The organism is Streptomyces sp. L2, from assembly GCF_004124325.1.
Taxonomy (GTDB): Bacteria; Actinomycetota; Actinomycetes; order Streptomycetales; family Streptomycetaceae; genus Streptomyces.
The window spans coordinates 5,261,477-5,275,120 of sequence record NZ_QBDT01000001.1 but is presented as its reverse complement, the minus strand read 5'-3'; the positions used below and the strand labels follow the sequence as shown (position 1 = coordinate 5,275,120).

General features: G+C 69.6%; 10 protein-coding genes and 1 tRNA gene. 5 read left to right on the top strand and 6 right to left on the bottom strand.

Annotated elements, in window-relative coordinates:
* Positions 1 to 2: 2 nt before the first annotated feature.
* The 3 genes from ettA to DBP14_RS23555 form a co-directional block, all read right to left on the bottom strand.
* Positions 3 to 1,667, bottom strand: coding sequence for an energy-dependent translational throttle protein EttA (ettA, locus tag DBP14_RS23575; RefSeq protein ID WP_129309133.1), 1,665 nt, complete (start codon positions 1,665 to 1,667; stop codon positions 3 to 5).
* A gap of 973 nt (positions 1,668 to 2,640) precedes the next feature.
* Positions 2,641 to 2,871 (bottom strand): hypothetical protein, encoded by a 231-nt coding sequence (locus tag DBP14_RS23560; protein ID WP_129309132.1) that lies wholly within the window; start codon positions 2,869 to 2,871, stop codon positions 2,641 to 2,643.
* A gap of 88 nt (positions 2,872 to 2,959) precedes the next feature.
* Complete coding sequence (locus DBP14_RS23555) at positions 2,960 to 3,688, bottom strand: DUF2625 domain-containing protein (protein WP_129309131.1); 729 nt, start codon at positions 3,686 to 3,688, stop codon at positions 2,960 to 2,962.
* Between the two features lie 115 nt (positions 3,689 to 3,803).
* Between DBP14_RS23555 and DBP14_RS23550 the strand changes: the two genes are divergently transcribed.
* Both DBP14_RS23550 and DBP14_RS23545 read left to right on the top strand, forming a co-directional pair.
* Entirely contained in the window at positions 3,804 to 4,208 is a 405-nt protein-coding gene (locus DBP14_RS23550; RefSeq protein WP_129309130.1) for a hypothetical protein, read from the top strand.
* Positions 4,209 to 4,316: 108 nt separating this feature from the next.
* Positions 4,317 to 4,943 (top strand): hypothetical protein, encoded by a 627-nt coding sequence (locus DBP14_RS23545; RefSeq protein ID WP_129309129.1) that lies wholly within the window; start codon positions 4,317 to 4,319, stop codon positions 4,941 to 4,943.
* Between the two features lie 517 nt (positions 4,944 to 5,460).
* On the opposite strand, the gene DBP14_RS23540 is transcribed toward DBP14_RS23545, so the two are convergent.
* The 3 genes from DBP14_RS23540 to DBP14_RS23520 all read right to left on the bottom strand — a co-directional run bounded on the left by DBP14_RS23540 (position 5,461) and on the right by DBP14_RS23520 (position 8,385).
* On the bottom strand, positions 5,461 to 6,192 hold the full coding sequence (locus DBP14_RS23540) for a hypothetical protein (RefSeq protein WP_129309128.1): 732 nt from the start codon (positions 6,190 to 6,192) through the stop codon (positions 5,461 to 5,463).
* Positions 6,193 to 7,346: 1,154 nt separating this feature from the next.
* Positions 7,347 to 7,724: a hypothetical protein gene (locus DBP14_RS23525; protein ID WP_129309127.1), complete on the bottom strand. Its 378-nt coding sequence runs from the start codon at positions 7,722 to 7,724 to the stop codon at positions 7,347 to 7,349.
* Positions 7,725 to 8,312: 588 nt separating this feature from the next.
* Positions 8,313 to 8,385 (bottom strand) — tRNA-Arg (locus tag DBP14_RS23520).
* A gap of 271 nt (positions 8,386 to 8,656) precedes the next feature.
* On the opposite strand from DBP14_RS23520, the gene DBP14_RS23515 reads away from it, so the two are divergent.
* The 3 genes from DBP14_RS23515 to DBP14_RS23505 all read left to right on the top strand — a co-directional run bounded on the left by DBP14_RS23515 (position 8,657) and on the right by DBP14_RS23505 (position 13,620).
* Positions 8,657 to 10,267 (top strand): dynamin family protein, encoded by a 1,611-nt coding sequence (locus DBP14_RS23515; RefSeq protein WP_129309126.1) that lies wholly within the window; start codon positions 8,657 to 8,659, stop codon positions 10,265 to 10,267.
* 3 nt (positions 10,268 to 10,270) lie between these two features.
* Positions 10,271 to 12,787, top strand: a complete 2,517-nt coding sequence (locus DBP14_RS23510) for a GTPase (protein WP_129309125.1) — start codon at positions 10,271 to 10,273, stop codon at positions 12,785 to 12,787.
* Between the two features lie 302 nt (positions 12,788 to 13,089).
* Positions 13,090 to 13,620 (top strand): single-stranded DNA-binding protein, encoded by a 531-nt coding sequence (locus DBP14_RS23505; protein WP_129309124.1) that lies wholly within the window; start codon positions 13,090 to 13,092, stop codon positions 13,618 to 13,620.
* The last annotated feature ends 24 nt before the right edge of the window (positions 13,621 to 13,644 follow it).

The following is a 13,644-nucleotide window of genomic DNA, read 5'->3' as shown; positions in this document are numbered from 1 at the left end:
GATCAGCCCCGGGTCAGCTTCTTGTAGGTGGCGCGGTGCGGGCGGGCCGCGTCCGGGCCGAGCCGCTCGATCTTGTTCTTCTCGTACGACTCGAAGTTGCCCTCGAACCAGAACCACTTGGAGTCACCCTCGTAGGCGAGGATGTGCGTGGCGACGCGGTCCAGGAACCAGCGGTCGTGGGAGACGACGACGGCGCAGCCGGGGAACTCCAGCAGCGCGTTCTCCAGGCTGGAGAGCGTCTCCACGTCGAGGTCGTTGGTCGGCTCGTCGAGGAGCAGCAGGTTGCCGCCCTGCTTGAGGGTGAGCGCCAGGTTGAGGCGGTTGCGCTCACCGCCGGACAGCACGCCGGCCGGCTTCTGCTGGTCCGGCCCCTTGAACCCGAAGGCGGACACGTACGCCCGGCTCGGCATCTCGACCTGTCCGACGTTGATGTAGTCCAGCTCGTCGGAGACGACGGCCCACAGCGTCTTCTTGGGGTCGATGTTCTCGCGGCTCTGGTCGACGTAGGAGATCTTGACGGTCTCGCCGACCTTGATGCTGCCGGTGTCCGGGGTCTCGAAGCCCTGGATCATCTTGAACAGCGTGGTCTTGCCGGCGCCGTTCGGACCGATGACCCCGACGATGCCGTTGCGCGGCAGCGTGAAGGAGAGATCCTCGATGAGGACCTTCTCCCCGAAGGCCTTGTTCAGCTTGTCGACCTCGACGACGACGCTGCCCAGGCGGGGGCCCGGCGGGATCTGGATCTCCTCGAAGTCCAGCTTGCGCATCTTGTCGGCCTCGGCGGCCATCTCCTCGTAGCGGGCGAGGCGCGCCTTGGACTTGGCCTGGCGGCCCTTGGCGTTGGAGCGCACCCACTCCAGCTCTTCCTTGAGCCGCTTCTGCCGCTTGGCGTCCTTCTGGCCCTCGACCTTGAGACGGGTGGCCTTGGTCTCCAGGTACGTGGAGTAGTTGCCCTCGTACGGGTAGGCGCGGCCGCGGTCCAGTTCGAGGATCCACTCGGCGACGTTGTCGAGGAAGTACCGGTCGTGGGTGATCGCCACGACGGTGCCCGGGTACTTGGCGAGGTGCTGTTCCAGCCAGTTCACCGACTCGGCGTCGAGGTGGTTGGTGGGCTCGTCGAGGAGCAGCAGGTCGGGCGCTTCCAGCAGCAGCTTGCAGAGCGCGACGCGCCGCTTCTCACCGCCGGAGAGGTTGGTGACGGGCCAGTCGCCGGGCGGGCAGCCCAGGGCGTCCATGGCCTGTTCCAGCTGGGCGTCGAGGTCCCAGGCGCCCGCGTGGTCCAGCTCCTCCTGGAGCTTGCCCATCTCGTCGAGCAGCGCGTCGGAGTAGTCGGTCGCCATCAGCTCGGCGATCTCGTTGAACCGGTCGAGCTTGCCCTTGACCTCGGCGACGCCCTCCTGGACGTTCTCCAGGACCGTCTTCTCCTCGTTCAGCGGGGGCTCCTGGAGCAGGATGCCGACGCTGTAACCGGGCGACAGGAACGCGTCACCGTTGGAGGGCTGCTCCAGCCCCGCCATGATCTTCAGCACGGTCGACTTACCGGCGCCGTTCGGCCCGACGACGCCGATCTTGGCACCCGGGAGGAAGCTCAGGGTGACGTCGTCGAGGATCACCTTGTCGCCGTGCGCCTTGCGCGCCTTGCGCATGGTGTAAATGAACTCAGCCAAGAGAAACCGTCCGGCAGCTTGAATCTGGCAGTGGGCAGATACACCCCATCTTGCCTGACGGCCACCCTTGGGTGGTAACCCGTATGGTCGGGGGGCTGTGACCTGGGGGTTCGTGGCTGGCGGCCGCGGCTCGACTGTCACTGTCGGTCGTCGTCGAGTGACCTCGGGGGGCGTCGGACGGCCCAGGGACGGCCCCGAACGTCGCATCGACCTCCTGCCCTCCTGCCGGGTGGCCAAGCCCACCGACCGTGTCGACCGGCGGACTCCCACAGCAACCGCAGATCCGCAATCATCGGCCTGAGCAAGCCCTTTCGCACCCCCCTGCAGCTGAGGTCGCTAGTCGAAGCGGTGAAAGGTGCCGGTGAGCACGATGAAAATGACTGGACCGAATGGAAGTCGAAGTACAACCTAAGCGAGAAGCAGACCAAAGCTACTCTCGCTCGCCATATTCTCGCCATGGCAAATAGATCGGTAGAGAAAAGCTCACAGACGGCCGGTGGATTTGGCTACATCCTTGTGGGAGTTGAACCAGGTACCGTCAATGGAGTAGCCACAATCGACCTGGCCGACTTGGAGTCGGGAATTAGACCTTACCTGGGACCACAAGGTCCGGAATGGGTTCCCTCCTACGTTAGTGTCGACGGTAACGAAGTGCTAGTTATAGCCGTTGACCCCCGAAGGACGGGGACCCTATTCACTGCTGGCTCGGCTGCTTGATGCCGGTGCAGACCCCGACGAGGGCAACGGTGCGACTCCGCTGACACACGCGATTGGGACGGAAGGAGATGCCGCGCTGCAGAGCGGTGATCCGCTCATGGTGGCCACGACGGCAGTGCTCCTCGCGTACCGCGCAGACCCGGAAATTGCCCGATTCGACTGGGCAGACGCCACTACAGGTAGCCGAGTACTACGACCACGCCCCTGCGATCCGGTTGCTGCGCCGGCATCTGCCAAGCAATCGCTCCGGGAAGTCTCAGCCGAACGCCTTGATCGCCGCGACCTGCTTGCCCTCGCGCACCAGCGCCTCGATCCGCTCCCGCTGCGCGCACTGTTCCTCCGGCTCCTGCAGCCCGAGCCGGTCGGCTACCAGAGCGAGCCGGCCTTCGATACGGACCAGTCGCCTCTCCATTCCGGAGAGACGGCTCTGGACGCTCACGATTCCGGCGAAGAGGCCCAGTATGAGGACAAGTTCGACGATGTCCATGCCACAAGATCCTAAGCGGGTCCGACTCCCCTCCCTCTTGCCTGCTGCCGCCGCCTGGACGAGGCCGCCTGTTCACACGATGCCCTGCTCACGCGACGCCGAGGAAGCCTGGGTCCACCCCGTCGAACTGTCGGCACGTGTCCCGGGCGACTCCGAGTATCTCCCGCATGCTCACGGCGCGACGGCTGGTCGCCGCGACGTCCTGGCGCGCCTCGGCAGACCACAACGGCGGGTACACCGTGAGGCCCTGCTCGCCGTTCAGTGCCTGGACCTCCTCCTTCCAGCCGGTCCAGCGGAGGTCGGCGTAGAACTCGTCGAGCGCCCCGGAGAGCAGCCAGGTCAGCCACGTCGAGTGGCTCACCCCTAGGGCCTCCCAGCGGAGGGAATCGGGAGCGAAGTAGACGACCTCGCCAGGTGCGCCGGGGCGGCCGGCATCGGCGGGGGCGGCACCGTTGAGAGCGAAGACCTCGCCCAGCACGTCGTGTGCCACCACCAGACCAGCTTCCGGCCGCCACGCCGGGTCGAACGTCGCGGGGAACCGATTCACCCGGGCAAGGCCCGGCACCCCGTGCGCGGCCCCACTCACCGGGCTGCCGAAGACTCGCAGCCATCCCTCGTCCACCAGCAGACCGCCGCAGTGCAGCACCACCGCGCCCAGGTAGGACCTGGCCGTGACCTGTAGCTGAAGAATCGACGCCCGTCCCAGACCGCTGTCGGACGGCAGCACCTCCACGGGCACCGGGCAGGCTTCGAGCGTCCGCCCGAGTTCGGACCAGGCCGGTTCCTCGACGTCGATCAGTTGACTCAGCTCACGCATGCCGGAATGGTCGCAGACCTGGCCGCCCGGTCGGGCCGCTCATGGCTGAGGTACTCGGGCGGAGCTGAGTACTTGTGCTCTGGTCGGTGGCCGGGTGAACGGAAACGCTTGGGCCATGGGACAAGGACTCAGGAAACCTGCTTTTCAGTTGCTGGCGATCCTCCTGCTGGCCGGAGTGTCGCTGGCGGGGTGGGCTGCCTGGCTGGGCTGGGACCAGCATCGCGACGTGCGGCCGGATGGCACGGAGACCGGTCCGTACGAGGCGTGGCAGGTGATCGGGCTGGTGCTGACGCTCTTGGCGCCGGTGTGCTGGGCGGCGTACCGGTCCTACGTCGCGGGCGCCGTGCTCGGCACCACGGCGGGCCTCACGATCGCCGCCTACTATGACTGGTCGGACGACTCCAGCGGCCTCTTCGTGATCGGCGTGGGGATGGTGATGATCGGCAGCCTCGTGGCGACCGCCGTCGTCTCCGCCGTGGTCTCTTCTACTGTGGTCTCTTCTACGACCGCGCGGTCGTGACGACGGGAACAGCAGTCACCACTGCCAGCGACTACCCGAATTGACTGGCTGTCCGACCTATCGCACCGATCATCAGACCATCGACGCCTGCGCGGCTAGTCTCCGATCATGCCCTTGCGACCTGATGAGTTCTACGACCACGCACGTGCGGCGGCGGACGAGGAGAGCCGGCTCCCGCTGGCGCGGATGACCGGCTGGGACATCAGCCCGTTCGAACCGGACGGACTCCGCGTCTCGCCGCTGCGCCCGCCCGTGCTGCCGGAGCCGGAACGGCACGGCGAGGACCCGGCGCATTGCGACGTGTGCCGCGCCCGGGACGAGGGCGTCTGGTTCAACGAACGCTGGCGCCTGTCCCGGATCAAGGGCGTCGGCGTGCCGCTGGTGCTGATGCTGCATTCCCGTGACCACTACGACATGGCGGACCTGTCCGACGAGATGGCAGCCGAGCTGGGCGTGCTCAGCACGCACCTCGTCCGCCACATACAGGCACTGCCGCACATCTCCCGGGCCCACGTGTACCGGATCGGGGACGGCGCCGCGCACCTGCACATCTGGTTCTTCGCCCGGCCCGAGGGGCAGACGCAGTTGTTCGGGTCCTGGCTGCCCGTCTGGGACGACCTGCTGCCGGAGTACCCGGCGGAGGTGGCCGACGCGGACGCGGCGAAGGTGGCCGACGCCTTGATCGCCTCGTACGGGGGCCGCCGCTCGGCCACAGACGATCAGCCGCCCGCCTGATCCAGCCGCCGCCGCTTCCCGGACGTGGCGGAGCCCGGGAGTCGTATCCAGCTCCCGGGCCCCTGGGGATGCCACCCAATTGCGCACGCCGGCGGCGTTCAAGAGGACGGATCAGTCATCAGGCCGTCGTGTTCTTCCTTTGAACTACCGCAGCGTGCAAGAGGTGCAGGCGAGAGTCGAACTCGCATCCGACGGCGCTCGTCCGTCCCCGGTCGACCCGGCGATCGGCGGCAATACTGAGACTGGAGCGAGAATCTGAGCTTGATCGCGGCTGCCTCTGCCATGTTGGGCCACCCCGGCGCGTGGTGCCGGGGGGAGGACTCGAACCTCCACCGTTACCGCGTGATCAGCCTGAACTTCAGTTTCAGCTTGCGCTCCGTACGCGAACCGGTCCTCATGCCGGCCCGCGCCAGTGGCGCACCCCCGCGCTCGCGCACGGGAGCGTTCATGATGCTGTCCGAGCGACGCGGCACTCGAACAGGACGTCACCAGAACTGGATGTCACCAGAACTGGACGTCACTCAAACAGATAGCCGAACACCGCGTCACCGACCCGCTGATCGGTGATCTCGGCGCCGTTGGCCTCCTCACGGGCGAACTTGACCGCCTGCTGCAGCTTCTCGACCCGTTCGACGAGTTCGTTGACCCGCCGTACGGGGAGCGCTCCGGAGAACTTCACGGTCGTCCAGTAACCGATCGGGACGTCCCCGTAGTACACCTCGACCTGCGCCGGGTGCTTCTCGGTCGCCTCGGCCTTGACGTGGTTGCGCGGCACCTTCTTGGTACGGATCGTGCGGACCGGGTCGGTCTTCCACCAGTCCGTCGAGGGGTCCAGGGACCAGGACTCGGCGGCGTCCAGCACGGGAAGCTTCTTGACGAAGGTGTGCAGGTCGGTGAGTTGCTTCTCCAGGAACAGCAGATAGCTGACCGGGACGTCGGCGACGACGGTCCTGTCGTCCACGACGACGTCCGCGCGGGCCGTGCAGTTGGCCCAGTCCTTGGTGGCGGTCACATCGAAGAGGCGGGTCAGCGACGCGGCCATCTCCTTCAGCGCGTCCTCGCCCTTGACCTGCACGCGGGTCGACTCGGGCGGCAGTTGCTCACCCTCCTCGTCCTTCGGCTGGTACGTCCGCGAGATCCCGGCCAGCAACACCGGCTTCTGCACCTTGTGGTGCGCCGCGGTGATGTCCTGGAGCGACTTGCTCTTCGGTGTCGACCAGGTGGTCGAGGAGGCGGCAGCAGCCCTCACGGGCTGCGGGATTCTCGTGGTGGAGGCCACGGCGAGTGGCACTCGTCGCCTCCTCGCCGCGCCGCAGCAGCGCATGGTAGGCCGCCACTGTGCGCTGCGGATCGCCCAGGCAGGAGACGAGGAATTCGTTGTCGGTCCTGGTGAATCCGCGCATGGACCTCAGTTTCAAACCGTCCCAGGAAGGTCCGCAATGGGTTTTCCCAGACGCCTGTCGCCCACCGAGCAGCGCGCGGCGTCGGTTCCGCGGCAGGGGTTTCGCCGGTCATCCATCAACAGGCTGCCACCGGATCGGGAACCGCCGGCATCCGGATCGGGAACCACCGGCCTCTGAAGCGACGGCTTGAAGCCGGCGGTGATCTGCCGAACGACACGCCCGTAGAGGACGCCTCTTCCGGGATTTCGACACGTATGAGATACGGCCGCCCGGGAGACACGCTCGCAGTCGGTCAGCGCTGGAGTCAGCCCTCGTCCCCGAGAGGGCACGGCGGCTCATGCGGCCGGGTTCGCCCACCCGGACCAGCGAAAGGCCCCGCGACGGCTTGTCTGCCGACTTCGGAACTCATTCGACTCGCCCTCATGAGACCCGCAGACGGCACTCAGTAGCCGGTCTGCTGATCAACGGTCTCGCCGACCGGCGGCCCTGACGAAGCCCACGGCTCTGAACAGTTCAGATGTCGTGGGCTTCTGTCGTTGCTGGTCGGCGTCGGGTGCCCTCGGACGGCCCAGAGACGGCCCGAGTACCGCACCGCGCCTCCGCTATGCGTTGGCCACTAGCATGCTGACAACTGGGGGAGAAACCATAGCAATGGGCCGCAAGGGCTCACGGCGCATAGTCGTCGACGGCACGAGCTACCGCCGGCGGCTGCGACGCAGACCCACATACAGTCAGGGTCTCTGCTGGTCGCCCTGTACATACGCCGTGGAGCATGCAGAACACCCTGGGACGACCCTGGTCGTCACCACGAATCAGCTTCACACCAGCAACTGGCTCGAACGCCCGGGCAACCCAGTGGTGCTCTCCGACGTTGCCGACGCCATCGCGGCTGCCCTACGGCAAAAATGGGTTCCGACTCGTGCGGGCTCACCGTTCCACCTCGACCAGTCTGCCGACTTCTCTCCCTTGCTCTGACCTGGCCGCACAAGCTCCCGAGACGTCAGTCCGCCAGGCAGGAGCGGAATCGGTGGAGCAGTTCAAGTGCGGCCGGACTCTCTGCGTCGAAGGTCTGACCGCGTTGTTCGACAGGAAGACCCGCCCCCCAGATACGGCCCCCGTGACAGCGGAAGCAGAAGGCAATCTCGAAGAGCTGATCGATGGAGCCGTGCGCCCGGATCCCCCAGCCCGGGAGAAAGCAGCGATACAGCTCACTCCCCGGTAGGCCGGCGATCAGAGACAGGGCCTGCTGGGCTTGATCTCCTTCCCATACCGCGACAGTGTCACCGGCCAGGTCCTCCGATGTGAGATGCCTGACAGGGTCGGTGATGCGCACGACCTCGATGAACTCGGTTTTCCCATGGGTTAGCGGCAGCAGCATGCCCCTAGACTCTCCGATCGCGGCTTTCCCTGACCAGGGACGGCCGCGGTGAACGAGGCGTCGAGTACAGCGATGGCGGCGCCAGCGTCGGATGTCAGCGGAACAGCTCGGACATCAGGCAGGCCTCCAACAGCTCTTCGGGCCGGCCGTCCGAGCGCCACCAGACATGCCGGCCCGGTACACCTCCACAGCGCCCGGCAGGTCCACTGACGATCGCCCTCCCCTTCGACGAGGACGTAGCCGCCGAACTTCATGGGCTGGCTGCACTCGGGCCAGGCCGGGGTCGAGCCCAACGGCTGCCCCGGTGGCGTTGCGAGCGCTGAAGCCGGTCGAAACGGAGCCTGGTGGGCTGCAGAGCCCGCATGGAGTGGCATGAGCACGGCATCGGCCTGCGCTCCCCCGTCGATGGGCCGCTGCCCGATCTGAAGCGACGGCCTGAAACGGCCGGTGATCTCGCTGAGCGGCCGCCCACGAGGGGATGCCTCACCCAGAACTCCGACACGTATGAGACACGGCCAGCCGTGACACGTGCTCGCAGTCGGACGGCTCCAGAGTCTGGCCCCTCCCGGTGGGAGGGCTGGGCGGGGGCGCCCCCGGCAGGACTCGAACCTGCGGCCAAGCGCTTAGAAGGCGCCTGCTCTATCCACTGAGCTACGGGGGCCTGGTGCGGGACAAGGATAAAGCTCCCCGTTCCTTGCCCCTGTCGCTTCGCCTCCGTGGCTCGATGTGGAGGTTCGGTGAAGCGGTCCTGATAATCGCAGGCAGGTACGAATCGTGCACCGCTTTTGGCCGTCGGCGCACCGGGTGTTGTGCACTCGTTATGCCTTGACTGTGCCCGCGTCCCAGTCATCCCTTCCGCCCGTTGTGTCCCGTCGGCGCGCAGACATGTCTATATGCTTCAGAATTCCCCTAAAATTGGGCATTCTTCGCATGTGGTGACCTTGGACGTACGGCCTCAGCTGCTCGACACGCTCTCCGCCCTGCGCGACCGTGTCGCCGCCGCGCGCTTTCCGCTGCCCCTCGCGGGCGCCCCACGCGCGCGTGCCAACCGCGACGAACTCCTCGCCCAGCTCGACGACTACCTGGTGCCGCGGCTGCGGCAACCCCACGCGCCCCTGCTGGCCGTCGTGGGCGGCTCCACCGGCGCGGGCAAGTCGACGCTCGTCAACTCACTGGTGGGGCGCCGCGTCAGCGAGGCGGGAGTGCTGCGGCCGACCACCCGGACGCCGGTTCTGGTCTGCCATCCGGAGGACCATCACTGGTTCAGCGACCAGCGGGTGCTGCCCGGCCTCACCCGCGCGTGGGTGCCCCATCAGGACCCCGCCGACGACCTGCTGCTGCCGCCCGGCCAGGACCCGACGCGTGTACTGCGCCTGGAGACCGCGGACACCCTGCCGCGCGGCGTCGCGCTGCTCGACGCCCCCGACATCGACTCGCTCGTCGCTGACAACCGGGTCCTCGCCGCCGAGCTGATCTGCGCCGCCGACATCTGGATCATGGTGACCACGGCCGCCCGCTACGCCGACGCCGTCCCCTGGCACCTGCTGCGCACCGCCAAGGAGTACGACGCCTCGCTCGTCACCGTCCTCGACCGCGTGCCGCACCAGGTCGTCTCCGAGGTCTCCCGGCAGTACGGCGCCCTTCTCACCAAGGCCGGCCTGGGCGACGTACCCCGGTTCACGGTGCCCGAGCTGCCCGAGTCGGCCTGGGGCGGGGGCCTGCTGCCCGCCACGGCCGTCGCCCCGCTGCGCAGCTGGCTGGTGCACCACGCCCATGACACCGCCTCCCGCAACCAGGTCATGGCCCGCACGGTGCACGGCCTGCTCGACTCGCTCAAGTCCCGCATGCCCGAGCTGGCCGGTGCGACCGCCGCCCAGTACTCGGCCGCGCTGCGTCTCACCTCCGCCGTCGACAGCGCCTACGACGCCGAGCACGCACGCGTGCGTGGCCGGCTCCAGAACGGCGCCGTGCTCGCCGGGGACGCGCTCAAGCGCTGGCGCGCCTACCCCCTGGACTGCACCGCGGGAGAGCTGCTGAACGCCCTCGTGGGCAGCCTGTCCGCGCTGCTGCTGTGCTCGGTCACTGCGGCCGACGAGCGCGTCGACGACGCCTGGCGCCGCGAGCCCGCCGCGAGTACCGCGGGACTCGCCGACCGGGACCAGTCCCTGGAACAGGCCGAGCACCGCATCGGTCTCGCCGTCCGGCGATGGCGGCGCGAGCTGGAGGAGTACGCCGAGGACGAGGTACGCCGGCTGGACCGGAGCGTCGCCCCGGACGCCGAGGTGGTCGCCGCGCTCGTCGCCACCGCGCTGCTCGGCGGCCGCCGCACCCGGAACGCGGGCGAGCGGCTCGGCGAACGCATCGGCGCCAACGGGGCGCTGCGGCTGCGCGAGCGGGCCGGCCGGCTCCTCGACGACTACGTGGACCGCGTCATGCACATCGAACGCGAGCGGCGCCTCGCCCCGCTCGACGCCCTCGACGTCCAGCCCGAACCGCAGGCCGAACTCATCGCCGCGCTGTCCGTACTGCTGAAGGAGAGGTGACCGGTGACCGCCGTCACTGACCAGGACCACACGGACCAGATGGACCAGATGGGTCAGATCGATCACATGGATCACACGGATCACAGGGACCACAGCGATCACACCGATCACGCCGTTCATGTGCCGGACGCCGAGCGCGACGAGCGCGATCACGTCGGCCGTGAACGCGTCGGCCGTGAACGCGTCGAGCGCACGGATCTCATCAGCCTCACCGGTCGAGCGGACGATGAGGGGGAGAAAGAGGCCTCCAGCGAGAGCGGGCGGAGTCTCCTCCTGGAGGATGACGAGCCCGCCGACGGCTGCGCTGACGGCGGCGACGACTCCGCCCGCGTGACCGCCTCCGTCGAAGCCGAGGCTGAGGCTGGGGCTGGGGCTGGGGCCAAGGTTTCGGACGGGGGCGACGCCGGTCAGGGCCCGGAGGACGGTCTGGGGCGCGAGAGCGGCGAGCCGACCGCCGCGCGCGAGGCGGACGAGGACGCCGACGCCGGCGCCGACCCCGTTCCCGCGCAGAAGACCGGCGACGACAGCGAGAACGCGCCCCACGCGCGCGTGCCGGGCGACGAGCCCAGCCAGGACCGCAAGGGCCGCGAGGACCGCGAGGGCCACGAGGACCGCGAGGGCCACGAGGACCGCAAGGGCGGCGGCCGGGACAGCCGGCACGGCGAAGGCGCCGAGGCCCTCGGGGCCGGCAACGACGGCGGGCGTACAGCCGCCGGCCGTCCCGGCACCGACAAGCCGGACACCGACGTCACCCCGGACGTCACCCCGGACGCCGCCTCCCCCACCCGCGACGCCCAGGGTCCCGACGAAGCCGGCGACGCCTGGGACGACGGCCTCATCGCGCGCCGGGTCACCGAGAACACGCCCGCCACCACGGCCGCCTCCGAGCGGGCCCTGGCGCAGGAGAAGCGGCGCGGGGACTCCCGTGCCCCCGCCCCGCTGGCGTACGACGGCCCGTTGCGCTCCCGGCTGGACGCGCTGCGGGAACTCGTCGGCCTCTCCCGCACCCGGCTGGACAGCGGCACGCTCGCCGAGGCGGGCCGGGTCCTGGACGAGGCGGCCGCCCGGCGCAAGCTGTCCGGGCGGCACACCGTCGTCGCCATCGCGGGCGCCACCGGCAGCGGCAAGTCGCAGCTGTTCAACGCGCTCGCCGGGGTGGCCATCTCGGAGACCGGGGTACGGCGCCCGACCACCGCCGCGCCGATCGCGTGCAGTTGGAGCGACGGCGCGGCGAGCCTCATCGACCGGCTCGGCATTCCGGGACGGCTGCGCCGACGGCCGCTGCAGAGCCCGGAGGCCGAGGAGCAGTTGCGCGGGCTCGTCCTGGTCGACCTGCCCGACCACGACTCGGCGGCCGTGCAGCACCGCGAGCAGGTGGACCGGGTGCTGCGGCTGGTGGACGCCGTGATCTGGGTCGTCGACCCCGAGAAGTACGCCGACGCCGTCCTGCACGAGCGCTACCTGCGGCCCATGGCCGGGCACGCGGAGGTCATGTTCGTCGTGCTGAACCAGGTCGACCGGCTACCCGAGGAAGCCGCCGACCAGGTCCTGGACGATCTGCGCCGGCTGCTCGACGAGGACGGCGTGGCGCTCGGCGAGCACGGGGAGCCGGGCGCGACCGTGCTCGCGCTGTCCGCGCTCACCGGCGAGGGCGTCGGCGAACTGCGCGACTCGCTCAGCCACTTCGTGACGGAACGCGGCGCGGCGGGCCGCCGAATCGCCGCCGACGTGGACGCCGCCGCGGCCGGCCTGCGGCCCGTGTACGCGGCGGGCCGGCGCATCGGTCTCAGCGAGGACGCCCGGGAGGAGTTCTCCGCACGGCTCGCCGACGCGGTCGGCGCGGGGGCGGCCGGTGACGCCGCCGAACGGGCCTGGCTGCGCAACGCCAACCGGGCCTGCGGCACGCCCTGGCTGCGGCTGTGGCGCTGGTACCAGAACCGTGGCGAACCCTCGACGGGCCGGATGGCGCTGCGGACGCAGACCGACGAGGAGGCCACGGCACGCCAGCGCGTGGAGCAGGCGGTCCGTACGGTGTCCGAGCGGGCCTCGGCGGGGCTGCCCGCGCCATGGGCGCAGGCGGTGCGCGAGGCCGCCGTACGGGGCTCCCTGGGCCTGTCGGAGGCGCTGGACGAGCTGGCGTCGCGGGCCGGGCTGCCGCCGGGGCGGCCGCCCCGGCCGGGCTGGTGGCCCGCGGCGGTGCTGGTCCAGGCGTCGATGACGCTGCTGCAGATCGTGGGCGGCCTGTGGCTGGCCGGCCAGATCGCCGGGATCATGGCGCCGAACCTGTGGGTGCCGGTGCTGCTGATGGTGGCGGGCATCGTCGGCGGGCCGCTGGTGGAGTGGGGCTGCCGGATGGTGGCCCGGGGGCCGGCACGGCGCTACGGGCTGGAGGCGGAACGCCGGTTGCGGGAGGCCGCCGCGAGTTGCGGGCGGGCCCGGGTACTGGATCCGGTGGCGGCCGAGCTGCTGCGGTACCGGGAGGTCCGGGAGCAGTACGGGCGGGTGGTCCAGACGGGGTGAGACGGCTCCTGCTGCGCCCGGATCACTCGTCCGGGTGACGGAGTTTTCCACATGTGAGGAGTGGTCCACAGGGCTCAGCGGGCTCGTCCCGACGGAGGCAGTCTGGTCCCACGGCGATCGCGCCGCCGGTTCCCGGGAGCGGGGATCCGGCGGCGTTCGCGATCGGCGGGGCGTGCGGTGGCGTGCGTACGGCGACGACGGCGACGTACGCGGCGGCACGACGGAGACGGCAGCCGTACGGGACGGGCCCGTACGCGTGTCCGCCCGGCCGGAAGGGGCCGGGCGAGGGAGGGGTACGGACGATGAACGAGACAGTTGTCTGCGTAGTGGGGAACGTGGCGACGCGGCCGGTGTACCGGGAGCTGGCGGCGGGACCGTCGGCACGGTTCCGCCTGGCGGTGACCTCGCGTTACTGGGACCGGGAGAAGGCCGCCTGGACCGACGGGCACACCAACTTCTTCACGGTGTGGGCCAACCGGCAGCTCGCCGTGAACCTGATGGCCTCGGTGGAGGTGGGGCACCCCGTCGTCGTGCAGGGGCGGCTGAAGGTGCGCTCGGAGATGCGGGACGGGCAGCCGACCTGGACGTCGGCTGACATCGACGCGGTCGCGATCGGCCACGACCTCGCGCGCGGCACCGCGGTGTTCCGCCGCGCGGCCAGGCCGGAAACACCGACGGAGTCACCGGCGACGGCGGCCCGCCCGGAGCCGAACTGGGAGACCCCACCGCCGACGCCGGCCCCGGAAACCGAACAGGAGCAGGCGCGGGAGCGGGAACGGGAGGAGGAGCAGGAGCAGAACCAACCGCGGCGTGAGCCAGCAGCAGTGACATGACGTCAGGGAGCGGCGAGGGGCGGC

Bases quoted from the DNA above. Each gene is read 5' to 3' on its own strand.
- DBP14_RS23505 (WP_129309124.1), top strand. From the start codon at position 13,090: ATGAACGAGACAGTTGTCTGCGTAGTGGGGAACGTGGCGACGCGGCCG.
- DBP14_RS23555 (WP_129309131.1), bottom strand. From the start codon at position 3,688: ATGCGTGAGCTGAGTCAACTGATCGACGTCGAGGAACCGGCCTGGTCC.
- DBP14_RS23550 (WP_129309130.1), top strand. From the start codon at position 3,804: ATGGGACAAGGACTCAGGAAACCTGCTTTTCAGTTGCTGGCGATCCTC.
- DBP14_RS23525 (WP_129309127.1), bottom strand. From the start codon at position 7,724: ATGCTGCTGCCGCTAACCCATGGGAAAACCGAGTTCATCGAGGTCGTG.
- DBP14_RS23560 (WP_129309132.1), bottom strand. From the start codon at position 2,871: ATGGACATCGTCGAACTTGTCCTCATACTGGGCCTCTTCGCCGGAATC.
- DBP14_RS23545 (WP_129309129.1), top strand. From the start codon at position 4,317: ATGCCCTTGCGACCTGATGAGTTCTACGACCACGCACGTGCGGCGGCG.